We start from the raw sequence: 24521 nt of genomic DNA on the forward strand, positions 1-24521 counted from the left end.
ACGGCCGGAGCTTTCTGGCGTCATTCAGCCGGGCGTTGCGCCATCATCTGCTTGGCGCCGCTCTGGGCCATGAGCGTCAAAGCGAGCGCCACGACCGCGACCCCTGCCCCAAGCCACGGCAATTGCGCGTAATGGACCCCGGCGTTGATCGCGAAGCCGCCCACCGCCGCACCGATCGCATTACCGAAGTTGAACGCCCCCTGGTTCAGGATCGAAGCGAGGTTCGGCGCATCCGAGGCCGCTTCGACGACCCAGATTTGAAGCGGTGCCCCGAGCGCGAACGCGAGGGCGCCCCACACCATAATGGTCAGCACAGCCGGAATGGCGGCGTGGCACGTGAAGGCGAAAATCGCCAGAACCGCGATGATGCAGCAGAGAATTGTCTTCACGGTTCCGGTCAAATTGCGGTCGGCGAACGGACCGCCGATGATGTTTCCGGCCGTCAAGCCGAAGCCGAACAGCAGCAGCGCGAACGTCACCTGACCCAGGGTTAGGCCGCTGACGGTCTCCAGCAGCGGCGTAATATAGGTGAAGACCGCGAAGAGGCTTACGGACGAGGTGGCGCTGATCAACATCGGCATCAGCACGCGCCATTGCGCGAGCGCTCGAAATTCGGACGCAAGGCCGTTTCGTGCGCCGGCCAGGCCCGAGGGTACGAAAATCGCGATCGCACCGGCCGCAATCACACCGATGCCGGTCACGGCCCAGAAGGCGGCGCGCCATCCGGCGACCTGGCCAAGCGCCGTGCCGAGTGGAACGCCGAGCATGTTGGCCAGCGTCAAGCCGCCGATCAGCAAGGCCACCGCCTGAGTCCGCTTGTTGCGCGGCGCGAGGTCCCGCGCCACGACGGCACCGATCCCGAAAAAAGACCCATGGGCGAAGGCCGTGAGCACTCGCGCGACCATCAAGCTCGTGTAGGTCGGCGCCAGAGCGCAGGCGATATTGCCGATGATGAAGATGGCCATCAGGGCCAGAAGAGCCGATTTACGAGGGAAGCGCGCGGTCGCGACCGCGACGATCGGCGCCCCCACCGCAACCCCCATCGCATAGCCGGACACGAGCAACCCCGCCTGCGGAACGGAGACACCGAGGCTATGAGCTACATCGGGCAAGAGGCCCATGATGACGAATTCGGTGGTGCCGATTCCGAAGGACGCAATGGCGAGGGCAAGAAGCGGCAGAGACAGCACGGGCAGCGGTTCCGGTTCGCCGCACCCTTAGCCTGCCGCATCGCACAAATCCATACGGCACTGCGGCATAGGAGCTCGGCGCTTAGGCCGTGATCTCGATGCGGCGCTTCTCCTGTGCGGATTGCGTCGCGGCGTCGCTCAGCATCTGTGCCCGCAGTCCGTCCTGTCCGGAGGGTGTCGGCGCTGTTCCCGACGTGACGGCTTTGACGAAAGCGTCGAGTTCAAGCCGATAGGCGCTCGCATAGCGTTCGAGGAAAAAGTTCTGCACCGGATCGGCGTTGAAGCCCGCTGCGCTCGCGAAATCCACGGTCGTTTCATGAATATTGCCGGCGCGGAGCATGCCTTTCGAACCATGCACCTCGACCCGCTGATCATAGCCATAGGTGGCGCGACGTGAATTCGAGATCTGTGCGATCTTGCCGGACCGTGTCTCGAGCAGAACGGCCGCTGTATCGACGTCGCCGGCCTCCCCGATCGCGGGATCGACGAGCGCGCTTCCGACAGCCGTGACGGCGATCGGCTCTTCGCCGAGCAGGAAGCGCGCCATGTCGAAATCATGGATCATCATGTCGCGAAACAGGCCGCCGGACCGGGCGATGTAGCTGACCGGCGGCGGTGATGGGTCGCGCGAGATGATGGAGACGATCTCGATATCGCCGGCAAGTCCGTGATCGAGCCGCGCCTTGAGGGTCGCGAAGTTCGGGTCGAAGCGGCGATTGAAACCGATCATCAGCGGCACCGCGGCCTGTGCGACGACGTCGAGGCAGCCGCGAATGCGATCTGAGCTGAGATCGACCGGCTTCTCGCAGAAGATCGCCTTGCCGGCACGCGCGGCTTTCTCGATCAAGTCGGCGTGGAGATCGGTCGGGGCGCAGATCAGTACCGCGTCGATGTCGGAGGCGGTCAGGATGGCGTCGGCAGCACGAACCTCCGCGCCGGTCTGCTGGGCGAGCGCTGTGGCGCTGGCCGCATCCGCATCCGCGATCGCCACGAGCCGCGCGTCAGATCGTGCCGCGACATTGCCACCGTGGATGCGCCCGATGCGCCCTGCCCCGATCAGTCCAAATCTTACCATCTCGTGATGCTCCCGATCGCTTGCTGTGGTCGACGCCAAGGACAAGCAAAACCTCGCGGCTCAAGCCGTCAAATTACACAATTGAAAGAAGAACGCATATTCTGAATTGACGTCAGAACGGAATTATTGTTTCATATTTCGAGATGAACGCCCTGCAAGAGGGGTCATTGGGAGGCCGTGATGAGCCACGACGCCAATCCAGCTTTCGCAAAAACCGCCACGCCGAGCAACGAGCCACTGGCCGGCAAGGTCGCGCTGATAACCGGCGCAACGCAGGGTCTCGGCAAAGCTGTCGCCGAGCGTTTCGCCGCCACCGGAGCGTCGGGCCTCATCCTCTGCGGACGCAACACCACCAATGGGGCCGCGATTGCTGCGGCTCTGAACCGTGACGGTTGTCGGACCATCTTCGTTCGGACCGACTTGTCGTCGGTCGCAGACTGCCGCGCGGCCGTGGCGCGCGCCGATGCCGAATTTGGACGGCTCGATATCCTCGTCAATGCGGGCGGCATCACCGACCGGGGCAATATCTTTGACACCACCGAAGAGGGCTTCGACCGCATGTTCGCCACCAACGTGCGCGGCCCCTTTTTCTTGATGCAGGACGCCGTTCTGCTCATGCGACGCGAGCGGATCGAGGGATCGATCGTCAATATCCAATCGATGGCGGCGCATGGCGGCCAAGCCTTCATCGCGGCCTATTCGGCCTCCAAGGCCGCGCTCGCGGCGCTGACCCGCAACACTGCTCATGCCCTTCTCAACTACCGCATCCGCGTCAACGGCCTCAACATCGGCTGGATGGCAACGCCAGGCGAGGATGCGACCATGAAGACCTATCACGGCGCGGCCGACGGCTGGCTGGACGCGGCCATGAAGACGCGACCGTTCGGCCGGCTGATCGATCCCGACGAGGTGGCACGTGCCTGCGTCTATCTCGCCTCGAGCCAGTCGGGCCTGATGACCGGATCGAACATCGACTTCGATCAGACCGTTACGGGCGCGGCCGATGCGCCACTCGCCCGCGAAGACTGACCAGCGCGTCCGCCGATGTCCGAGGATCGAACCATGTCGTCCGCTCTGCCGACCCTCGATCTGATCGCGATCGGCCGGTCCTCCGTTGATCTCTACGGCGCACAAATCGGTGGGCGCTTAGAGGATATGGCGAGCTTCTCGAAGGCGGTCGGCGGCTGCCCGACCAATATCGCGATCGGGACCGCGCGGCTCGGGCTCAAAAGCGGTCTCGTGACGCGCGTCGGTGACGAGCATATGGGCCGGTTCATCCGCGAGCAGTTGGCCCGCGAGGGGGTCGATGTCGATGGCGTCCATACCGATGCGGAGCGGCTGACGGCTCTTGTGATCCTGGGCGTCCGCGATCAGAAGACGTTTCCGCTGATCTTCTATCGCGACAATTGCGCCGATGCCGCGCTCGACGACACCGATATCGACGACGCCTACATCGCCAGTGCGGCCGCGATCGTGGTCACGGGAACGCATTTCGCTCATCGCAAGGCCGCCGAGGCGCAAACCAAAGCGATGCGGATCGCCCGCCGCCATGGTCGCAAGGTGATCTTCGATGTCGATTACCGCCCGAACCTCTGGGGTCTTGCGGGCCATGGGGCGGGCGAGGAACGCTACATCAAATCGCGTTCGGTCACGGAGCTGCTGGCGCCGGTGCTGCCCGACTGCGACGTGATCGTCGGAACCGAAGAAGAACTGATGATCGCCGGCGGGGCGGACGACCCGCTCGACGCGATCCGGGCGATCCGGGCCGTGAGCGCGGCGCTCATCGTCTGCAAGCGGGGCCCCATGGGTTGCGTCGTCTTCGATGCGGCCATCCCGGCTTCGATCGAGGACGGCATCAAAGGGCCCGGCTTTCCAGTCGAGGTGCTGAACGTGCTCGGCGCCGGCGACGCGTTCATGTCCGGTTTCCTGCGAGGCTATCTGCGGGGCGAGCCCCTCGAGACGACATGCGCCTATGCCAATGCCTGCGGGGCTTTCGCGGTCTCGCGGCTGCTCTGTTCGGTCGAATATCCGACCTTCACCGAGCTGACCCAATTTTTGCGTCGGGGCGTCACGTCTCCGCAGTTGCGGCGCGATGCGGGACTGAACCACATTCATTGGGCGACGACGCGCGATGCGCTCACGCCGCGCCACGCCCACCCCAAGCGGATCATGGCTTTTGCGATCGATCATCGCATGCAGCTCGAAGCCATGGCCGACGAGGCCGGCGCCTCGCGCCAGCGGATCGCGGCCCTCAAGGTGTTGGCCGTTGACGCGACCGTAGCGGTGGCAGACGGCCGCGACGGCTTCGGCATGTTGCTCGATGGCCAACACGGGCAAGACGCCTTGTTTCGAGCCGCAGGCCACCCGCTTTGGATCGGGCGGCCGGTGGAGCGGCCGGGATCGCGGCCGCTCGATTTCGAGGGCGATGGCTCGCTCGGCGCAATGCTGAACGAATGGCCGCTTGCCCACACCATCAAATGCCTCTGCTTCACCCATCCCGAGGATCCCGCCGCGTTGACGGCGCGCCAGGATCGCGAATTGCTGCGGCTGTCCGATGCGGCCCGCAAAGGCAACCATGAGCTGCTGATCGAGATCATCGCGGGCAAGCACGGCACGCTGACCGACACGACCGTTTCGAGCGTCATCGCGCGACTCTACGGGCTCGGCATCAAGCCCGATTGGTGGAAGCTCGAAAGCCAGCCGAGCGCGGCGGCTTGGGAGGCGATCGCCACCACGATCAAGGCCAACGATCCTTATGCGCGCGGCGTCATGCTGCTCGGCTTGGATGCGCCGGAAGACGAGCTGTTGACTGCCTTCCGGCTTGCCGGGGCATGCGACATGGTCAAGGGATTTGCGGTCGGCCGCACGATCTTCGGCGAGCCCGCCCGCGCTTGGTTTGCCGGGCAGATCGACGATGCCGAGGTCACGGCCAGAATGGCGGGTCGATTCAAGCGGCTCGTCGACGCGTGGCTGGCCATTCGGCCGAATTGATCCGATACAAGCCGAGGGGAGGGAGAGCGCCATGTCGACCGTCAGATTGACCGCCGCACAGGCACTCGTGCGTTATCTCGGCCAGCAACAAACCGAGGTCGATGGGGCGCGCGTGCCGCTCTTCGCCGGAATCTGGGCGATCTTCGGCCATGGCAATGTCGCCGGCATGGGCGAAGCATTGCAGGCCGCAAGCGAGACGCTGCCGACCTACCGGGCCCATAACGAGCAGGCGATGGCCCATAGCGCGATTGCCTTCGCCAAAGCGACGCGGCGGCGGCGCATGATGGCCTGCACGACGTCGATCGGTCCGGGCGCCACCAATATGGTGACGGCCGCCGCCCTGGCGCATGTCAATCGGCTGCCAATCCTGCTTCTGCCGGGCGACGTCTTCGCGAATCGTCGGCCCGATCCGGTGCTGCAGCAGATCGAGGATTTCGGAGACGGCACGGTCTCGGCGAATGATTGCTTCCGCCCCGTCTCCCGGTATTTCGACCGCATCACCCGCCCCGAGCAGATCATGCCGGCCCTCGAACGTGCGCTCGCGGTGCTGACCGACCCGGCCGAATGCGGCCCCGTGACCCTGGCGTTCTGTCAGGACGTCCAAGCGGAAGCCTATGATTACCCCGTGAGCTTCTTCGACGAGCGCTTGCGCCGCATCCGCCGTCCCGAACCCGACCGCGACGAGCTGCGGCAGGCGGTCGACCTGCTGAAAGCGGCTCGGAAGCCGCTGATCGTGGCGGGCGGCGGCGTTCTTTATTCAGGAGCCGAAGCGACACTTGCCTCGTTTGCCGAGACGCTCGGCATTCCGGTGGTCGAAACGCAAGCCGGAAAGTCCGCATTGCCGCATGACCATGCCGCAAGCCTCGGGGCCGTCGGGGTCACCGGCACCGCTGCCGCCAATGCCATGGCGGTGGAGGCCGATCTGGTGCTGGCGATCGGCACACGTCTCGCCGATTTCACGACAGGCTCGTCGGCTCTCTTCGCCAATCCGGATTGCCGCCTCGTGACGCTGAACGTCCAGGCGTTCGACGCCGGGAAATATGGCGCGACGCCGCTGGTCGCCGATGCATTGGTGGGTCTCGAGGCGCTCCGGGTCGCGATCGGCGCCTATCGCGCGCCGCAGGATTGGACCAGCAAGGCCGCGTCAGAGAAGCGACATTGGGTCGAGACGGCCGGTCGCTACACCGACCCGACCAACGTCGAGATGCCGTCCGACGCGCAAGTGATCGGCGCGGTTCAGCGATGCGCCGTCGCGTCCGACATCGTGGTCTGTGCCGCCGGGGGATTGCCGGGCGAGCTGCACAAATTGTGGAAAGCGAGTCAGCCGCTCGGCTACCATGTCGATTATGGGTTTTCCTGCATGGGCTACGAGATCGCGGGCGGGCTCGGCGTCAAGCTTGCGCAGCCCGATCGGGAGGTGTTCGTCCTGCTCGGCGACGGCTCATACCTGATGATGAATTCCGAAATCGCCACCTCGGTCATGCTCGGACTGAAGCTGACGCTGGTGCTGCTCGACAATGGCGGTTTTGGCTGCATCAACCGGCTGCAGAAGGCGACCGGCGGCGCGGCGTTCAACAACCTTCTGGCGGATTCGAAACACATCACACTCCCGCTCCTCGATTTTGCGGCGCATGCCCGCAGTCTGGGGGCCGAGGCCGTGAAAGTCTCGGGCATCGCCGATCTCGAGACGGCTCTGCACAGAGCCCGCAGCGGATCGCGGACGCAGGTGATCGTGATCGACACCGACGCCGCCCCAAGCACGGATGCGGGCGGCGCATGGTGGGATGTGGCGGTGCCGCAAGTCTCTCAACGGCGCGAGGTCGAAGAGGCTTACGACACTTACGCGCGCCACCGCACCAACCAGCGTCTCGCGATCTGACGGTCAACCGAGAAGGACCTTCGTCTCATGTCACTTCGTATTGGCGCCAACCCGATCGGCTGGTCGAACGACGATCTCCTGGAGATCGGCGGAGACATTCCGCTCGAGACGTGTCTCGCCGAAGCCCGGGAGGCCGGCTTCGTCGGTATGGAGCTCGGCAACAAGTTTCCGCGAACCCCCGATGCCCTGAAGGCCGCTCTCGCGCCATTCGACATGGCCTGCATCGGGGGCTGGCACTCGGTGGAGTTGCTCGAGCGTTCGGCCGAGGAGGAGTTCGCACGCGCCAAACCGCATCGCGATCTGCTGAAGGCGATGGGGACAGACGTCTTCATTGTGGCCGAAACCTCGAACGCGATCCACGGCCGGCGTGACATGCCGCTGTCGAAGCGGCCCATCATGCAGCCGGATGACTGGGCGGCTTACGGGGCTCGCATGACGGACTTCGCCGAGCGCCTCGCGGCCGAGGGTTTCCGGCTCTGCTATCACCATCACATGGGAACGATCGTCCAGTCCGAGGCCGACATCAATGCCTTCATGGCCGCCACGACGCTTCCGGTGAATCTGCTGCTCGATACCGGTCATGCGACCTGGGGCGGCGCCGATCCGGCTGCCTTGGCCAAGCGATACAGATCACGCATCTCTCACGTTCATTGCAAGGACGTGCGGCCCACCGTGCGGACCCGTGTCGAGGCGCAGGACTGGAGCTTCCTCGACGCGATCCTCGGCAAGGGCGACGACCTTGGGATCTATACGGTGCCGGGCGACGGCTGCGTCGACTATGTCGCCGTCTTCGAGGCGCTTTCGGGCTATTCGGGCTGGGTCGTGGTCGAAGCCGAACAGGACCCGAACAAAGCCAATCCGCTCGCCTATGCGAAAAAGGGCGTGGCCCATCTCAAGGCCGCGCTCCATGAGGCCGGCTTGGCCTAAGCCGCCTGGACATTCCGCAAACGAGAAATGAGCCATGCCGCAATCGCCCCTTTTGATTCACCCCTCGGCCCCCGACCGAGATGGCCGCATCCATGCCGTGACGCCAAAGAGTGCTGGCTGGACCTATGTCGGCTTCGAGGTCTACGATCTGGCCGCGGGAGCGGCGCTCCGTCGCGAGACCGGAAGCACCGAAGTCTGCCTTGTCGTCCTGTCCGGTCGCGCCACCATCATGGCCGGCGACAAAGATATCGGCACGATCGGCGAGCGCCACTCCGTCTTCGAGGGGTTACCTTGGTCGGTCTATGTCCCGGCCGGGTCGCAGTGGCAGGTCGTGGCGGAAGGCCCGTGCGAACTGGCGGTCTGCGCTGCCCCCTCCTCCGGCGGCCGCCTGCCCGTCCTGATCGGCCCCGACAAGGTCGGAGAGGAAACGCGCGGCAAGGGCAGCAACAGCCGACATGTCCGCAACATCCTTCCCGACAGCAGTCCGATTGCCGAAAGCCTGCTGGTAGTGGAGGTCATGACGCCAAGCGGCAATTGGTCGAGCTATCCGCCCCATAAGCACGACCGCGACGCCTTGCCGGCCGAGAGCCTCTTGGAGGAGACCTACTATCATCGCCTCAACCCCAAACAGGGTTATGGCGTGCAGCGGGTCTATACGGACGACCGCTCGCTCGACGAGACCATGGCGTTCGGCGACGGAGACGTCGTGCTGGTGCCGCGCGGCTACCATCCGGTTGGGGCAGCCCACGGCTACGACCTGTTTTACCTGAACGTGATGGCCGGCCCGCAGCGGATCTGGCGTTTTTACAACGACCCGGACCATGAATGGATGGTTGGCTAAGCGTCGGCGTCTCCATATCCTCGCTTCAATTTGGCACCAGACTAGAGGTTCACACATCCGAGGGTCCGACGTGAGCTTTCAACTGGTGCGTGCAACCGACGACGAAATCGTCGTCTGGCACACGGAACACGGTCATATCTACCTCTACGAAATCCCGCCCAAAGCCCGTGACCTGACGATGCGCTGGTTCAAGAATATTCCCGACGCGACCCAAGATGCCGAAAGTCTGAAATCGGAAGCGCAGATTTATGCGACCGAACAGGCCCGCATTCGGCGTCTGATCGGCTGAACCTGCATGATCGGCACGCTTTCGACCCGATGGGTCGGCGTTGGCGCTTGCGTAATTCCCAAACTTTGGCAAAAGTCGCGGCCCCCGCGACGGCTTTGGCCGAAGCTGTGGCGATGTGTCTAAAGCGATCGGTGAGCCGCCATGAAAGTCACTCTTGAACGCGCGGCCTTGTTGAAATCTCTCGGCCACGTCCATCGCGTCGTGGAACGACGGACCACGATCCCGATCCTGTCGAACGTGCTGATCCGCGCCGAGGCGGGTGCGCTGAAATTGAAAGCCACCGACCTCGATCTCGAAGTCACCGAGACGCTTCCGGCCGATGTCGGACAGCCGGGCGCCACCACCCTGCCGGCCCATACGCTGCACGATATCGTGCGGAAGCTGCCCGATGGCTCGCAGGTCACGCTGGAGATGACCGGCGACACAAGCCAGTTGGTGCTTCGCTCCGGCCGCTCGCGCTTCCAGTTGCAATGTCTGCCCGAGAGCGATTTCCCGGATCTGTCGGCCGGCGAACTCACGCACAGCTTCAAGCTCGTGGGTGCCCAGCTCAAGCAGTTGATCGACAAGACTCAATTCGCGATCTCGACGGAGGAGACGCGCTATTACCTGAACGGCATCTACATGCACACGATGGAGGTCGAAGGCCGCGCCGTGATGCGGGTGGTGTCGACCGACGGACATCGACTGGCGCGGGTCGAGATCCCCGCCCCGGAGGGCTCGGTCGAGATGCCGGGCATCATCATCCCCCGTAAGGCCGTCTCCGAAATCCAGAAGCTGATCGAGGATGCGACCGCCGACGTCATGCTGGAACTCTCGTCGACCAAGATCCGCCTGACGTTCGGTGGCGTGATCCTGACCACAAAGCTGATCGACGGGACCTTCCCCGATTATGCCCGTGTGATCCCGACCGGCAACGACAAGTTTCTGACGGTCGAGAAGGGCCCGTTCGCGGCGGCCGTCGACCGCGTCTCGACCATTTCGTCGGAGCGTGGACGCGCCGTGAAGCTGGCGATCGCCGACGGCAAGCTCATCCTGAGCGTCACCAACCCGGATTCGGGCTCGGCCACCGAGGAACTCGACGTCGATTACGACGCCGCACCGATCGATATCGGCTTCAACGCGCGCTATCTGCTCGACATCACCGAGCAACTCGACAACGACACGGCGTTGCTGAAGCTGGCGGATTCGGGCTCGCCGACGCTGGTCCAGGATCGAGAGGGCGCTTCCGCCATCTACGTGCTGATGCCGATGCGGGTTTGAGGGCGGCCACCCGCTTCCCAACGATCCGACGGCTGATCCTCGCCGATTTTCGCTCCTATGCGGCCCTCGATATTCGGGTCGCCGGCCAGATGGTTCTGCTGACCGGCGACAATGGCGCCGGAAAGACCAATCTGCTCGAAGCTTTGTCGATGCTGACGCCGGGCCGCGGTTTGCGGCGGGCCGACGCCGCCGATCTCGCGCGCGCCGACGGTTCCGGTAATTGGGCCGTCTCGATCGAGCTTGACGACAGCGATCATATTGGCGCGTCGGTGCGGCAAATCGGAACCGGGATCGAAACCAGCGATGGGTCGACGGCCCGGCGCTGCCGGATCGATCGCGCCGTCGTTCCATCCGCGAAAGCCTTCGCGGATCATCTGCGCGTCGTCTGGCTTACGCCCGCGATGGATGGTTTGTTCGCCGGCCCGGCCACGGAGCGTCGCCGCTTTCTCGATCGGATCGTGCTCACGGTCGACGCCGACCATGCGACACGCGTCAATGCCCTCGATCGCGCGCTCCGCAACCGCAATCGCATTCTCGAAGACGGACGCGCCGGATCCTTGAACCGGGCCTGGGCGGAAGCGGCCGAACACGAAGTCGCTGGGCTCGGGGTCGCGGTCGCGGCCGCACGGGCCGAAACCGTCGCTCGACTGGTCGCGCTGATCGCAGAGACACGGGACGACGCCTCCCCTTTTCCCTGGGCGGACGTGACGCTGCGGGGCGACGTCGAGACCTTGCTGGAGCGCCATCCGGCCGTCGAGGTCGAAGACCTCTATCGTGACATGCTGCGGAGCAGCCGACCGCGCGACATGGCCGCGGGGCGAACCAGTATCGGCCCGCATGTCTCGGATCTTCTCGTTCGCCACGGCCCGAAGGCGATCGAGGCCGCGCGCGCCTCGACGGGCGAGCAGAAGGCACTCGTGGTCGGGCTGGTGCTGGCGCAGGCGCGGCTTGTCGCCTCGTTGAGCGGCATCGCGCCCATGATCCTGCTCGACGAGATCGCGGCGCATTTCGATCCATCCCGGCGGCGCGCGCTATTCGCCGCGCTTCGGTCTCTCGGCGGCCAGGTCTTCATGACGGGAGCCGACCCAGTTGCCTTCGGAGACGCGGGCGCGATCACGCGGTTGACGGTCGACGCTGGATCGATTCGAGCAACACCCGATGATGCGCCCATGTGACACGCGGGTCGGACGATGGTTCGATCGCGTCCACCGTCGGCGAATCCCACAACTCGGGGACTTGCCAGATCGTCTTAGTTTCCGTTACGTCAGCTAAGCCCTTTTTGTCTTACGACTGATATGAACGCGTTCTAGAGCAGCGTCGATCTTGGTCAATGGTGTGGGTGTCGACGATGCCTCTCTCGTGGGGTGCGTCGAGATATGAGGGGCGGGGCCGAACGACCCGTCGGCGATCGGGGCTGGATCGCGATGGGTCCGACGGGTCTGGCTGGGTAGGCGCGGCATGCAGCGATCGCTGGGTGTTGCATGCGCGGATGGTGGACATACGGGTCGCCGCGGGTGAGATCATTGCCGCGACGACGACAAGCATGCGTTGCGACAGACTGCAAAGCCGCATCGAGACGGAACCGGCTCACGGTTTCGATGATCTCGATGAGGCCGCAACCGAAGCCTGAGGGGGCGCCGGCTTCGGGTTCATGCCCCATGTGGAAAGGATCCTGATGCGTATCGCGATGATCGGGACAGGCTACGTCGGTTTGGTGTCGGGGGCGTGTTTCTCGGAATTCGGCACTGATGTCGTTTGCGTCGACAAAGATGCGACGAAGATCGAGAATCTGAAGCGTGGCCAGATGCCGATCTTCGAGCCGGGCTTGTCGGACCTCGTCGCTAACAACGTTCGGGCGGGGCGCCTGTCGTTTTCCGGCGATCTGAAACCGGCCGTGGCTGGTGCGGGCGCGGTCTTCATCGCTGTCGGCACGCCCTCGCGACGCGGCGACGGACACGCCGACCTGTCCTATGTGTTCGCGGCCGCGGAGGAGATTGCCCACGCGCTGTCGGGCTATACGGTCATTGTGACAAAATCGACCGTGCCGGTCGGCACCGGGCGGCAGGTCGCCGACGTCATCGCCAAGGCGCGCCCCGATCTCATGCTCGGGCGCGACTTCGACGTGGTCTCGAACCCCGAATTCCTGCGCGAGGGTTCGGCGATCAGCGACTTTATGCGCCCCGACCGCGTCGTGATCGGCACCATGTCGAATGCCGATCGTGCCCGCGCGGTGATGCGCGAACTCTACCGCCCGCTTTATCTGTCCGAAACGCCGGTGCTGTTCACCAAGATCGAGACCTCCGAGCTCATCAAATATGCCGCGAACTGTTTCCTCGCGACGAAAATCACGTTCATCAACGAGATCGCGGACCTCTGCGAAGCCGTTGGAGCGGACGTGCAGGAGGTGTCGAACGGCATCGGCCTCGACGGCCGCATCGGCAAGAAATTCCTGCATGCGGGTCCCGGCTATGGCGGATCCTGCTTCCCGAAAGATTGCATGGCGTTGATCCGCACCGCGCGCGAAACGGGAACCCCGATCACCATCGTCGAGACCGTGTCGGCCATTAACGACGCCCGCAAACTCAAGATGGCCGATCGCGTCGAGAGCGCGATGGGCGGATCCCTGACGGGCAAGCGCTTGGCGGTGCTCGGCCTCACCTTCAAGCCCAATACGGATGATATGCGCGACAGCCCGAGCCTTGCGATCGTTCCGGCGCTAGTCAGCAAAGGCGCGGTCGTCCGGGTCTACGACCCCGAAGGCATGGACGAAGCCCGCAAGGTCATCGGCGACGTCGAATGGGCCACCGACACCTACGATGCACTCGACGGCGCCGATGGCGTCGTCTTCATCACGGAATGGAATGAATTCCGTTCGCTCGATTGGGCGCGTGTCGCCAAGCTGATGCGCGGCCGCGTCGTGGTCGATCTTCGCAACATCTACGCCCCGGACCGCGTCGCGGATGCCGGCTTCACCTATCACTCGCTGGGCCGAGCATCCGTGTCGCCCCAATGATCGCTCCGCTGCGCCTTACGTAGCGTTGGCATAACTATTGCTTGCGATAATTAAAGACAGATAGGCCAAAGAGGAAGTAGAGAAGCTTTTAAATCGATATGAAAAGACAATCCATGCGAGCCATTTACATAGGATTGCCATCAGTGATAAATAGATCCAAGCTTAAATCGAAATAGATGTGATCTAGAATCGTCGGCGCATTTGGATCGGTAGCGATGTTATTATACGTTGCTGCGTGACTATGCGTCAGACGATCCTAGACCATCAGTGCGATCGACGTGATCGCCGGATCAGACCGGGCTGCGACTGGCCTAGCCAATAAGGGGTTGAACGTAGCGTGGCGACAGACGACATCGACCCGACCGATCCTCTCTCGACGATCCGAAGCAGCGGCCTGTTCGACGGCAAATTCTATTCCGACACCTATTGGGATATTGCCCAGGCTGGCATCGATCTCGCCGAGCATTTCTATCTCTGGGGTTTTCGAGAAAATCGGCGGCCCAATGTCATTTTCGACACGGCGTGGTACCGCGACCACCATCTGGCCGATCAGCCCGATCTCAATCCGCTTCAGCATTATATCGAGGTCGGGGCCAAGCAAGGCCTTCTGCCCGGTCCGCTGTTCGATGCCCAATGGTATCGCGAAACCCACAAGCTCGGGGACGCGGTCGACGCATTATCCCACTATATCCAGCACCGGATCGGCCCCTTCAGCCCGGTTGCCGAGTTCGACGCGGTCTATTACCTCAAAACCTATCCCGACATTGCGGCGGCGGGCATCGACCCGTTTCAGCACTATGTCAACTATGGCTACCGCGAGAGCCGGAATCCGTCGGCGAGTTTCGACACGGATTTTTACATCAAGCGCTATCTCGACGGAAAATTCGAGCAAAACCCGCTTGTCCATTATCGGCAGAACCGCGGCGCGGGCTTCCTGCCTCATGCGTCCGAGGACGACGCGACGATCCCGGCCAATGTCAAGCGCTTCACCAAGGCCGGCCCGGCTTTCGAGGAGGCGAGACCCATCGCCGGGAGCGTGCCGCGCCGGGGCAAAGTGCTGGCCTATTATCTGACCCAGTTTCATGCCTTCCCCGAAAACAACAAATGGTGGGGAACGGGCTTCACCGAATGGACCAACATCGCGCGCGGACTACCGCGTTACCACGGCCATTTCCAGCCCCGCGTCCCGCGCGACAACGGGTTCTACTCGCTTGCCGACAAGGAGACGATGCGGAAGCATGTGGCTCAGGCCAAGGCCGGCGGCATCTATGGTTTCGTCTTCTACTATTATTGGTTCAACACGAAGCGTCTGATGGAAAAGCCGCTCGAGGATTTCCTCGCGACGCCCGACATCGACATGCCGTTCTGCCTGATGTGGGCCAACGAAGATTGGACCCGCCGCTGGGATGGGCTCGAGGGCGAGGTTCTTATCTCGCAGGGTTATAGCGAGGACGACGACGTCAAACTCGTCGCCGACTACACCCGACACTTCAAGGACCCGCGCTACATCCGCCTGCAGGGCCGCCCGTTGCTGATGATCTACCGTCCGAGCATCATCCCGGACACGAAAGCTGCGATCGAGCGGTGGCGGACCCTGTTCCGCCAGAATGGTGGTGAAGATCCGATCATCGTCATGAGCCAGAGCTTCGACGATTTCGATCCCCGCAAATTCGGCCTCGACGGCGCGATCGAGTTTCCGCCGCATAAGCTGACCAAGCTGACGGCGCCGATCAACAAGAGCCTCAACTATCTCGACGATACGTTCTCGGGCCGGGTCTATGCCTATGAGGACGTCATGAGCGTCTCGATGAATGAGGCGCCGTCGGACTTCCCACTGATCAAGACGGTTGTTCCCAGTTGGGATAACGACGCGCGTCGCCAAGGCTCCGGGCTCGTCATCCACGGGTCGACGCCGACCCTTTACGAGTTCTGGCTCTCGCAGTTGATCGACGCCGCTCAACGCAAACCCTTCTTCGGTGAACCACTGGTTTGCGTGAATGCCTGGAACGAGTGGTGCGAAGGCGCCTATCTCGAACCGGACCTGCATTTCGGCTCCGCTTATCTGAATGCGACCGCGCGGGCAGCAGCCGGCGTGACGCAATTCTCCAAGCGTCCTCGACTACTGCTGATCGGGCACGACGCCTTCCCGAGCGGCGCGCAATTGCTGCTGCTGAATATCGGGCGAACACTCCGCCAGGCGTTCGGGGTCGAGGTCGAATTCATCCTGCTGCAAGGCGGCAAGCTGGAAGCCGAATACCGCCTGATTGCACCCACGACGCTCTGCCCCGATAAGGACAAGCTCGTTCAGAAACTCACCGAGTTGAAGGAGCGTGGCTTCAGTGCCGCCATCGCCAACACCAGCGTCGCGGGACATGCCGCAACCTCGGCCGTGGAGGTGGGGTTCCGCACGATCCTGCTGGTCCACGAATTACCCCGGATCCTGCGCGAAAAGGGGCTGATGCCGGCAGCGCGCTCGGGGCTGATGTCGGCCGACAAGGTCGTGTTTGCGGGCGCCTACATCCAAGATAAGCTGCTCGAGGCGCTGAACGTCCCCATCTCGAACCGTTTCGCGATCAGGCCGCAAGGCACATACAAGACCCTGAAACGGAATGATGGATTCGGCAAAGCTCTGCGCGACGGGCTCGGCATGGCACCCGGCAGCCGGCTAATTCTCGGCATGGGTTATGGCGATCTTCGCAAGGGGTTCGACCTGTTCCTCCAGGTCTGGCGCCTGTTGCAGATCTCGGATTGCGACATCCACTTCTGCTGGGTCGGGAGCATCGATCCGGGCTTGCGGGACTGGCTGTCGGTCGAGATCTCCGATGCGGAGAAGACCGGCACGTTCCACATGGCCGGCTATCGCGCCGACGTTGAAGGTTTCTTCTCGGCCGCGGATGGCCTTGTGCTGACGTCACGCGAAGATCCCTTCCCAACCGTCGTACTCGAAGCCATGAGCGTCGATATTCCGGTCTTCGCCTTTGAAGGCACCGGCGGCATTCCGGACTTCCTTCGGCAATATGGCATTGGTTACGTCGCGCCCTATGCCGACGTCACCGCCATGGCGACGAACCTTGCCGACGTCTTGAACGAGGCGCCGGATCGCGGCTTGTTGGACAGGGCGCGTGAGATTGTCGCGAGCCAGTTCGACTTTGCGGATTACGTCGAGGATCTGATGCATATGGCGCTGCCGCGCCTCATGAAAGTGTCGGTCATCGTCCCGAACTTCAACTATGCCCATTGCCTGCCCGAGCGTCTGGCGACGATCTTCATGCAGACCTATCCGGTCCACGAGGTCATCGTGCTCGACGACGCGTCTCGCGACGAGAGCGTCGCGGTCATCGAGGCCACGGCCAAAGAGCACGAACGCGACTTCACGCTGATCCTCAACGAGCAGAATTCAGGCTCCGTCTTCAAACAGTGGCGCAAGGGCGCCGAACATGCCACCGGCGACTATCTCTGGATCGCCGAGGCCGACGATCTCTCGGATATGACCTTCCTGGCCCAGATGATCGGAGCGATGGAGAGCGACCCCTCCATCGTGATGGGCTTCAGCGACTCCAAATCCATCGATATGACCGGGGCGCCCGTCTACCCGGACTACAAGGGGTATTATGCGACGGTCGAGCCAAAGGCGCTCACGGTCGATGAGGTGTTCGAAGGTCGCGAGTTCGTCGATCGCTTTCTCGCGATCAAAAACCTCATCATGAACGTCAGTTGCGTTGTGTGGCGACGATCGGCGCTTCTGGCCGCCATGGATCGCTGCGAAAGCGACCTGAAGAACTTCCGGATGGCTGGCGATTGGCGCATCTATATTGAATGCCTCACGGCCCCCGGTGCTCGCATCGCTTATGTGGCAGAGCCCCTGAACGTCCATCGTCGCCATGCAAACAGCGTCACCCATGCCCTCGACTCCCGCAAGCATGTGAGTGAAATCGCGACGATGCATGAGAAGATCCGGGCGAAGCTGCACATCAACAGGGCAACGCCGGGACAGACAAGCTACCTCGACGAAATCGAGCAGCAATTCTCCCGACGTCCGATTGAGGCCTGACGAAGCCGAACAAGTCGGCCATGTGGCCGAGAGCTACGTCGAGGATTCGCCGCTCCAGCCTGGAAGATGCGACGCGGCCGTCGTATGCGCCATTGCGAGGGCCTCGGCCTGTACCTTCTTCTTGTTGTCGTGGAGCGCCTCGGCCGAGATGCGCCGACGAAAGAAATCGGCCCAGAGAAATTCGGCGAAGGGCTCGGTTGCCTTGGCATAGCCACCAGCATCTTTGACCGCGGACGCAAGACTGCGAAACGGATCGTCGACCAAGGCTGTCAGCTTCTTCGGCATGTCATCGAACGAGCATCGATGGCCATGCTGATCGTAGGGGTGCGCCAGCTTCAGGTGATCCATGATGGTCCAAAACTCGGAGCGGGCCAGCTTTGAGAAGTCATTCGAGATTGTAACGAACGCCTTTGTCTCACCAGCTTCGATCAGCGCCATTCCAAGATGGTGGTGATCGGTGATGTAGAACCGATCTTTCGGCCCTCTGACGGCTGGAAAGCAATGACTCGGCAGAAAATTCGCCTTCTTGTCTTCGCCATCCTTCCACGCGCGCCGTTTTTGCGCCACCTCGGCAAAACCTGCCGTCATTTGAGTGGGGCGAAGGTCGATGAGAGCGACCTCGTTCAGTTCTGGGTTGTGGAGCGCCATAAGCCACCTTCCGACCGTTGCGACGATGCGACCCGCGAGCGGGGCTCGCGGGTCTTTCGAAGCGAACGTCGAGGCTCGACGAAAGGATCGTCGCAATCGACATCATGCATATAAGCATAGTAATTCTCGGACGAGCGGGCGCCTATTTGACCGACGAAAAATGTGTCGGCTGCAGAAATGAATTCGCGATGTTGGCGACGAGTTGCCCGTTTGCTTCTGTCTCGGCCTTCGCGCTCAGCCACTCGGGATCGGTCCCAAATGCAGCCCATTTGGTTTCGCGCTCAGCCAGCGACTCCCAGGCGAGAAGATAGGTCAGATCGTTGATCGACGGACCCGCGACGGTTGTCCAGAAACCGGCTTGGCGTATGCCGTGTTTCTCCCAGAGTTTCAGGGTAATTGTGTCGAAGCGCTTCATGATATCCGGCAGACGCCCGGGGACGGCCGTATAGACGCGGAGTTCGTAGATCATGGCTGACCTTTGCGGTGGGAGGGACGGCATCGAAACCGATCACGGTCAGAGATGTATCCCCTCCCGCCACAACGCTCAATTCAAACGCACGGCTTTTCAGCGACCCTGCGCCGCCACAGCCTCAATATCCGGTGCCAGAGCCCGCGCGATCCAAAGCCGGGTTATAGGGTTCTGGCTTCGGCAGGGTCTCGGGCGCCGCACTCTCTTGCGGAACATCGGAGACCGGCGCATTGGCCGGATGATTTCTGGCAACGTGATGATGATGAACCGCATGACGGGTCGACGTGATACCCTCATAGGACGGCGTCGCATAGGCGATCGTCGCGGTCGAACCAACCATGACCAGAGCCGCAAGCGCGATGGTGTTGACTCTCATTGGTGTCTCCTTGCGTTGGACTGGCGGCCTGTGATGCCTGCCACCTTCAGCCAACACGAGAAAACATTGGGCCGACAATAGACGCGTCAACTCTCCAGAACCACGCCCGGAATCACAACTTCGCGATCGGGCCTCGCCCGACGGGACATCGGGAGCCGATCAACACCGTGGCTTGCCGGTCGCAGGATCCGGCGTCTGGGCCCGCAGTTCACGACCGAAAACGGTGAAGAACACGCATTTTTCGACCGGCGTCGGCACCCCGTCGATCATCTGGACGACCGTGCTCTGACGCAACAGGAAGCCGTGCCCGATGATCGCGAAGCACACGGCCAGAAAGGCTAACAAACCGAGGACCATCCACAAGGCCAGCTTGTGGAGCGGGTCGATCATCATCGGTCGCGCCATCTCACCCTCCGTCACAAACCGTAAAAGCGTCGAAACCACGCGACGAAGATCGGTATCCCCTCCTCGATCGACGTCTTCGGCTCGAAACCGAGGTCGCGGCGCGACGTCGCGATATCCGCGTAGGTCCGTTGGACATCGCCCGGTTGCATCGGGGCCAACACGATGTCGGCCTTGCGTCCGCACGAGCGTTCGATGACGTCGACGAAATGGCGTAACTGCTCGGTGCGGTGGTTGCCGAGATTGAAGACGCGATGAGGCGGCGTTCCCTCCGGTGGACGATCCAGCGCCGCGATCACGCCCGCTACGACATCGTCGATATAGGTGAAATCGCGCTCCATGTCGCCGTTGTTGAACAGGCGGATCGGCTTGCCTTTGAGCACGGCGCGAGCGAAGAGCATCGGTGCCATATCCGGGCGGCCCCACGGTCCATAGACCGTGAAGAACCGGAGGCCCGTGGCGGGGATGCTGTAGAGATGGCTGTAGGTGAAGCTCATCAGCTCATCGGCTCGTTTCGTCGCAGCATAGAGCGATTGCGGCTCGTCACATCGATCGTCAAGCCCGAACGGCAGCGTCCGGCTGCCGCCATAGACCGACGATGAACTGGCGTAAACGAGGTGTCTCAGTCCCGGCATGTTGCGGGCGAGTTCGAGGATCTCGAGATGCCCGACGATGTTGGCCTTGATATAGGCCCGCGGCTCTTCCAGCGAGTAGCGCACGCCTGCCTGCGCCGCCAGATGGACGATGCGGTCGAGATCGGGATGTGCCGCGATCAGGGCATCGAGAACCGCCTTGTCGCCGATATCGCCCTCCACGAACCGAAACTGCGCGTGCGGCAGCAGCAGCGCGAGCCGCGCACGCTTCAACGACACGTCGTAATAATCATTGACGCTATCGAGGCCGACGACAGTCTCGCCCCGCGCCAGCAAGGCGGCCGCCACGTGAAAACCGATGAAGCCAGCCGCGCCGGTCACCAAGATGGTCATGTCGGTCTCCCCTCCGCCAGACAAAGCCGCGTCCACCCGCGTCGATCATGAAGCACGGCCACCCCTCGGAGCCGCGTCCCCTGCGTCGCATCGCGATGTCGCTCGCGTTTCGCTGCCATATCGATTGACCAAAGGGAAGAGGCCGCACGCAAAGCAACGCTCAAGTTGACGCGCGCCGCTGACGACCCTGCCGTCACGGGTTGGCCATCAACCATTTTTCGGCCTCGGCCGCTCCGAACCGCTCGATGCTGAGGTCGTCGGCCGGAACCTGTCGGACGAAGCGCTCGGGCATTTCCACGAACACGTAATCCGGTCGTGTGCGGGTGATGTATGATTTATCGAGGCTGGTCGACCAGATGAAATGCACCTCTTCGAAATAAAGCGCGAAGAGATAGGATAGTAACGTGCATTCCAATCGCGATTCCGAAAACGAGCTGCCGAACAGAATGACGTTTTTCTTTACTTCGGCAGAAGGATTGCGCCAGATCAGGTGCGAACCGACATGCAATCCAACGCGACCACCCCGCGCGTCCTTGAGCCCGACGATCGGGTTTTTGTAAACGGTGCGGATGGCGGGGTCGATTTTGCGGCGCAAGAAGACATCCGGCGCCACGTCACCGTAATCCGCCGACCAGAGATCGCCGTGATAGGTCAGGCGTCCGTCGGGCATCGCCGCGTAGCGGCCCCAGTCGAGGCTCAGCCCGACGGCTCGCATCATCTCCTGAAAGACCAGGAAGGCGCCAACTGGCGACCAGTGGCTATCGGTCTTCACATAGACGTTCTGGGCGATCTCGGCCCGCAACAGATCGCGCGGGTAGACAATAGCGTCGTCCTGGATGAAGCTCTTGAAGGCCTGCCCAGGTGGCGTCACCGGCTCATCCAACTGACGGGCGAGTTCGTCATCGCCATAGATCGAAAGTTTCTCGGTCGACAGCACGAAACGCCAAGGGATGTTTTGCTCCGCAAAGAAGGCCGACCGTGCCGCGACCAGAGCGATCCAGCCATCGCGATCGACGTCGGCTTGAAAGAGGCGGTCGGAATAGAGCTTCAACGTTCCGTTCGTTCCACCGGTCAGATAGATCAAACCATCCTGGCCGAGCGACACCCTTGAGACGACCCCAGCATCGATCTTATAGGCGAAATTCGTCATCGACATCAGTAACTTCCATGAGCAAACGAGCGCCGAACCGTAAACCTAAGTGCCGTTTTAGTCACCCCCCGCATAGACCGAAACGAGGCACCCTCCCCCTTCGTCACACTCGTTCCAGGAGTAGACCAACACCAATCCCGAGGGACAAATCGTCGGATTCGCACGGACATATTGGGCCGCATCGCCGATCGCGGCCTTGATCTCGCCCTGGCTGCCATGCGGCACATAGTGTATCGGCTGGCCACGCTTGGGCGCGTGTTCCCAGAAGGGCGTGTTGAGCTTCCGCGGGCGCGTATCCCACCCGGTCATCACGATCGGCACGATATGCGGGGCATGGCGCGCCATATCGGCCCAATAGCGTTGCGCCGACGCCCGCAGATCATCGAAGCTGGGCGTATCGCTCTTCGGGGTCTGGGCGATGTAGTTGCTGATCGCATCTCCGCCGAGCTTCTGCATCACGTCGCCGGCCTGCTCGGCCGAGCCGTTCATCACGACGAGATAGGGTTTGGCAACGCCGGCGGCCGCGCAGGCTGCCCGGAGCATATCCAAGGCCGCAGCCACCGTGCCCCAATCATTCTGCCACTTCGCGAGGGTCTGCGGCTGATCGACATTGAAATAGATGAGCGGGCGCTTCCCCGGAACGACCTGATAGTTGGTTTGAGCGAGCCACTTGACCACTTGCGGCACGTTCTCCTCGAAGGCGGCACGCCCGCCAAGGTTCGAGAATTGCCAAAGCAGGCACCAGTTCATCTTGTCCTTGATGCTGCTGGATTGGTGCAGCCGCCAGGCATTCTGCATCGGGCTGTTCTGCGGGTACCAGCAATAGGCCCAATAGGAGAGGCCCGCCGCCTTCGCCATCTGGATCTCCCGATCCATGACGTCTTGGTGATTGCCGTCGATCCGCACGTGATCGGCGTCAGTCGCTTTGCCAAAGAACGGCATGCGGCTGTGGAATTGGCTCGGCCCGAGACTGGCTTCGACCGCTTTGCCGATTTGTCCATCGGGGTCGTACCACGCATCCCAGCGAATGGCGCCGACGATCGGCGCCCCGCCTGTCGCAGCACGCGCCATCGGCACCAGAGCTGCACCGACACTTCCGGCCAGAGCAGCACCGAGAACCTGTCGCCGTGTAACTTTGCTCATGACCATCTCCGGAGGCGTCGAGGTGAGTATAGCCCGTTGAGTGACGTAACGTAATATTCGAGTGGGGTACTTTTTCGTTAACTCCGTTCGCCCGACCAAGAGAATGGCGCGACGCAAGCTGCCTTGACAAAGCCGCGCCGGGGGCCGAAGGCGCGCATCCCTCTCGCGCGTGCTGTTCGTCATGATGCCTCTCCTGCAGAATTTCCGCCGTGTCGTCATCAAAGTCGGCTCGTCTTTGCTGGTCGATCGCCGCGCTAGCGAGCCGAAGCGAGCGTGGCTTGACGCCTTGGCGGACGACATCGCGATCCTGCATGGGCGTGGCGTGGATGTTCTCGTGGTCTCGTCAGGCGCCATTGCGCTTGGCCGGACGGTGCTGGGCTATCCGTCCGGCGCGTTGAAGCTGGAAGACAGCCAAGCCGCCGCCGCAGTCGGCCAGATCGCGCTCAGCCGCGTCTGGGCGGAGGTTCTCGGCGCGCGTGGCATCACGGCAGGACAGATCCTGGTGACCTTGGGTGATACGGAGGAGCGTCGCCGCTACCTCAATGCCCGGGAGACCATCGGGCGGCTGCTCGAGCGGCGCGCCGTGCCGATCATCAACGAGAACGATACGGTCGCGACGAGCGAGATCCGCTACGGCGACAATGACCGCTTGGCCGCACGCGTCGCGACCATGGCCAGCGCGGACCTGCTGGTGCTGCTGTCCGACATCGATGGCCTCTATACGGCGCCGCCCGCCGACGATCCGTCCGCGACACTGATCCCGCTGGTGCCGCGGATCGATGCGGCCATCGAGGCAGTGGCCGGCGGCCCGGCCTCCGAACTGTCACGCGGCGGCATGCGGACCAAGATCGAAGCCGGCAAGATCGCCACGGCCGGGGGCACCCATATGGTGATCGCCGATGGACGGATCGCGCATCCGGTCCGCCGGATCGAGCAAGGCGGGCCGTGCACGTGGTTTTTGACGACTGAAACTCCCGTCTCGGCCCGCAAGGTCTGGATTTCTGGGTCACTCGAGCCGCGCGGTCTCCTCACGGTCGATGCCGGCGCGGCACGGGCGCTCAAGGGGGGTGCGAGCCTGCTGCCTGCCGGCGTCACCCATGTCGAGGGGTCGTTCGCTCGCGGAGACTGCGTGCGGATCCAGGATGCCGCCGGTGTGGAGCTTGGGCGTGGGTTGGTGGCCTATGATGCGAGCCATGCGGTCCGTCTCGCCGGCCGTCGCTCGCAGGATATTGTAAAGGTGCTGGGTGTCACCGGCCGCGCCGAGATGATTCACCGGGACGACATGATCCTCCGCGGCGAATGACGGCCTGACGCCTTCAGAGCTCTTTTATTGCAAACCTGCAAGAGGACAGCAGGGCTGTTTTCGTTGACGAAATCGACCTTCACTTAGCCTCTGAATCGTCCTCGAATTTTGAGCCCAGATTGTCAAGAATTGTTCATGCGAATCAAAGGCATGCGTGATCCCGTCGCGGGTCGCGCTTTTTTCAAAAAAACGCTTGTGCCCAACACCCGTTGTCCCTATCTACCGCCTTGCCCAATTTCGCACGTGCCTGTGGTCGTGTGTCGGTTGGCGGGGTTCGGACAAGAGGCCGATTAACCGTCAGAAACAACCGGCAGCCGGAGGTGAACCGGCGAACCCCGCCAAACGGGGGACGCGACTTGAAGCAACGACGGACCGGGCTTTTTCGTCTCTGCCGACCCCTCCAAAGGTCGGCTACGAAGAGGCTTGTCTTTCTTGCCGGGTGTGCGGTTAGGGATTTCCCCTTTCCAATCGATGGCTATTCTGTTCATCGCTCGGCTCATGCCGAGCGGGACGCATAGCCAACGGCGC

General features: G+C 62.6%; 20 protein-coding genes. 11 read left to right on the forward strand and 9 right to left on the reverse strand.

Translation table 11 applies throughout. The features are described 5' to 3' along the window. Positions 1-20 precede the first annotated feature (20 nt). On the reverse strand, positions 21-1190 hold the full coding sequence (locus LGH83_RS05835) for an MFS transporter (protein ID WP_227400985.1): 1170 nt from the start codon (positions 1188-1190) through the stop codon (positions 21-23). Between the two features lie 82 nt (positions 1191-1272). Further along, complete coding sequence (gene iolG, locus LGH83_RS05840; RefSeq protein ID WP_227400986.1) at positions 1273-2265, reverse strand: inositol 2-dehydrogenase; 993 nt, start codon at positions 2263-2265, stop codon at positions 1273-1275. Positions 2266-2445: 180 nt separating this feature from the next. On the opposite strand from iolG, the gene LGH83_RS05845 reads away from it, so the two are divergent. The 10 genes from LGH83_RS05845 to LGH83_RS05890 all read left to right on the forward strand — a co-directional run bounded on the left by LGH83_RS05845 (position 2446) and on the right by LGH83_RS05890 (position 17516). Beyond that, positions 2446-3294, forward strand: a complete 849-nt coding sequence (locus tag LGH83_RS05845; RefSeq protein WP_227400987.1) for an SDR family oxidoreductase — start codon at positions 2446-2448, stop codon at positions 3292-3294. Between the two features lie 15 nt (positions 3295-3309). After that, positions 3310-5256, forward strand: coding sequence for a bifunctional 5-dehydro-2-deoxygluconokinase/5-dehydro-2-deoxyphosphogluconate aldolase (locus tag LGH83_RS05850; RefSeq protein ID WP_413771110.1), 1947 nt, complete (start codon positions 3310-3312; stop codon positions 5254-5256). 31 nt (positions 5257-5287) lie between these two features. Next, positions 5288-7135 (forward strand): 3D-(3,5/4)-trihydroxycyclohexane-1,2-dione acylhydrolase (decyclizing), encoded by a 1848-nt coding sequence (iolD, locus tag LGH83_RS05855; protein ID WP_227400989.1) that lies wholly within the window; start codon positions 5288-5290, stop codon positions 7133-7135. 27 nt (positions 7136-7162) lie between these two features. Further along, a complete protein-coding gene (gene iolE, locus LGH83_RS05860) occupies positions 7163-8062 on the forward strand; it encodes a myo-inosose-2 dehydratase (protein WP_227400990.1) in 900 nt (299 codons plus the stop codon). Between the two features lie 34 nt (positions 8063-8096). Further along, entirely contained in the window at positions 8097-8903 is an 807-nt protein-coding gene (iolB, locus tag LGH83_RS05865; protein ID WP_227400991.1) for a 5-deoxy-glucuronate isomerase, read from the forward strand. Positions 8904-8973: 70 nt separating this feature from the next. Continuing rightward, complete coding sequence (locus LGH83_RS05870) at positions 8974-9192, forward strand: hypothetical protein (RefSeq protein WP_131194751.1); 219 nt, start codon at positions 8974-8976, stop codon at positions 9190-9192. A 141-nt stretch (positions 9193-9333) separates the two neighbouring features. Beyond that, complete coding sequence (dnaN, locus tag LGH83_RS05875) at positions 9334-10452, forward strand: DNA polymerase III subunit beta (protein WP_227400992.1); 1119 nt, start codon at positions 9334-9336, stop codon at positions 10450-10452. Continuing rightward, entirely contained in the window at positions 10449-11627 is a 1179-nt protein-coding gene (recF, locus tag LGH83_RS05880) for a DNA replication/repair protein RecF (protein WP_227400993.1), read from the forward strand. The genes dnaN and recF overlap by 4 nt, the downstream gene beginning before the upstream one ends. A gap of 500 nt (positions 11628-12127) precedes the next feature. Then, entirely contained in the window at positions 12128-13465 is a 1338-nt protein-coding gene (locus tag LGH83_RS05885) for a UDP-glucose dehydrogenase family protein (RefSeq protein WP_227400994.1), read from the forward strand. A gap of 337 nt (positions 13466-13802) precedes the next feature. Further along, on the forward strand, positions 13803-17516 hold the full coding sequence (locus LGH83_RS05890) for a glycoside hydrolase family 99-like domain-containing protein (RefSeq protein ID WP_227400995.1): 3714 nt from the start codon (positions 13803-13805) through the stop codon (positions 17514-17516). Positions 17517-17549: 33 nt separating this feature from the next. Here the strand turns inward: LGH83_RS05890 and LGH83_RS05895 are convergent, their stop codons facing one another. The 7 genes from LGH83_RS05895 to LGH83_RS05925 all read right to left on the reverse strand — a co-directional run bounded on the left by LGH83_RS05895 (position 17550) and on the right by LGH83_RS05925 (position 22690). Then, on the reverse strand, positions 17550-18164 hold the full coding sequence (locus tag LGH83_RS05895) for a ParB-like protein (protein WP_227400996.1): 615 nt from the start codon (positions 18162-18164) through the stop codon (positions 17550-17552). A gap of 142 nt (positions 18165-18306) precedes the next feature. Then, positions 18307-18633 (reverse strand): NIPSNAP family protein, encoded by a 327-nt coding sequence (locus LGH83_RS05900; protein ID WP_227400997.1) that lies wholly within the window; start codon positions 18631-18633, stop codon positions 18307-18309. A gap of 121 nt (positions 18634-18754) precedes the next feature. Continuing rightward, entirely contained in the window at positions 18755-19009 is a 255-nt protein-coding gene (locus tag LGH83_RS05905; RefSeq protein WP_227400998.1) for a hypothetical protein, read from the reverse strand. Between the two features lie 159 nt (positions 19010-19168). Further along, positions 19169-19414, reverse strand: a complete 246-nt coding sequence (locus LGH83_RS05910) for a hypothetical protein (protein WP_227400999.1) — start codon at positions 19412-19414, stop codon at positions 19169-19171. An 11-nt stretch (positions 19415-19425) separates the two neighbouring features. Next, the gene (locus LGH83_RS05915; protein ID WP_227401000.1) at positions 19426-20397 is read right to left on the reverse strand and encodes an NAD-dependent epimerase/dehydratase family protein; all 972 of its coding nucleotides are present in this window, start codon (positions 20395-20397) and stop codon (positions 19426-19428) included. A 193-nt stretch (positions 20398-20590) separates the two neighbouring features. Further along, complete coding sequence (locus LGH83_RS05920) at positions 20591-21553, reverse strand: hypothetical protein (protein ID WP_227401001.1); 963 nt, start codon at positions 21551-21553, stop codon at positions 20591-20593. Positions 21554-21604: 51 nt separating this feature from the next. Continuing rightward, positions 21605-22690, reverse strand: coding sequence for a hypothetical protein (locus LGH83_RS05925; RefSeq protein ID WP_227401002.1), 1086 nt, complete (start codon positions 22688-22690; stop codon positions 21605-21607). A gap of 181 nt (positions 22691-22871) precedes the next feature. Here LGH83_RS05925 and proB point away from each other — a divergent pair, with 181 nt between their 5' ends. Beyond that, the gene (gene proB, locus LGH83_RS05930) at positions 22872-23993 is read left to right on the forward strand and encodes a glutamate 5-kinase (RefSeq protein ID WP_227401003.1); all 1122 of its coding nucleotides are present in this window, start codon (positions 22872-22874) and stop codon (positions 23991-23993) included. The last annotated feature ends 528 nt before the right edge of the window (positions 23994-24521 follow it).

Origin of the sequence: Lichenihabitans sp. PAMC28606, assembly GCF_020616535.1 — a bacterium.
Lineage (GTDB): Bacteria > Pseudomonadota > Alphaproteobacteria > Rhizobiales > Beijerinckiaceae > Lichenihabitans > Lichenihabitans psoromatis.

Coding starts and splice junctions, on each gene's coding strand:
- LGH83_RS05845 (WP_227400987.1), top strand. CDS start 2,446: ATGAGCCACGACGCCAATCCAGCTTTCGCAAAAACCGCCACGCCGAGC.
- LGH83_RS05885 (WP_227400994.1), top strand. CDS start 12,128: ATGCGTATCGCGATGATCGGGACAGGCTACGTCGGTTTGGTGTCGGGG.
- iolD (WP_227400989.1), top strand. CDS start 5,288: ATGTCGACCGTCAGATTGACCGCCGCACAGGCACTCGTGCGTTATCTC.
- LGH83_RS05925 (WP_227401002.1), bottom strand. CDS start 22,690: ATGAGCAAAGTTACACGGCGACAGGTTCTCGGTGCTGCTCTGGCCGGA.
- LGH83_RS05910 (WP_227400999.1), bottom strand. CDS start 19,414: ATGGCGCGACCGATGATGATCGACCCGCTCCACAAGCTGGCCTTGTGG.
- LGH83_RS05895 (WP_227400996.1), bottom strand. CDS start 18,164: ATGGCGCTCCACAACCCAGAACTGAACGAGGTCGCTCTCATCGACCTT.
- iolB (WP_227400991.1), top strand. CDS start 8,097: ATGCCGCAATCGCCCCTTTTGATTCACCCCTCGGCCCCCGACCGAGAT.
- LGH83_RS05905 (WP_227400998.1), bottom strand. CDS start 19,009: ATGAGAGTCAACACCATCGCGCTTGCGGCTCTGGTCATGGTTGGTTCG.
- dnaN (WP_227400992.1), top strand. CDS start 9,334: ATGAAAGTCACTCTTGAACGCGCGGCCTTGTTGAAATCTCTCGGCCAC.
- LGH83_RS05900 (WP_227400997.1), bottom strand. CDS start 18,633: ATGATCTACGAACTCCGCGTCTATACGGCCGTCCCCGGGCGTCTGCCG.
- LGH83_RS05915 (WP_227401000.1), bottom strand. CDS start 20,397: ATGACCATCTTGGTGACCGGCGCGGCTGGCTTCATCGGTTTTCACGTG.
- LGH83_RS05920 (WP_227401001.1), bottom strand. CDS start 21,553: ATGTCGATGACGAATTTCGCCTATAAGATCGATGCTGGGGTCGTCTCA.
- proB (WP_227401003.1), top strand. CDS start 22,872: ATGATGCCTCTCCTGCAGAATTTCCGCCGTGTCGTCATCAAAGTCGGC.
- iolE (WP_227400990.1), top strand. CDS start 7,163: ATGTCACTTCGTATTGGCGCCAACCCGATCGGCTGGTCGAACGACGAT.
- LGH83_RS05850 (WP_413771110.1), top strand. CDS start 3,310: ATGTCCGAGGATCGAACCATGTCGTCCGCTCTGCCGACCCTCGATCTG.
- iolG (WP_227400986.1), bottom strand. CDS start 2,265: ATGGTAAGATTTGGACTGATCGGGGCAGGGCGCATCGGGCGCATCCAC.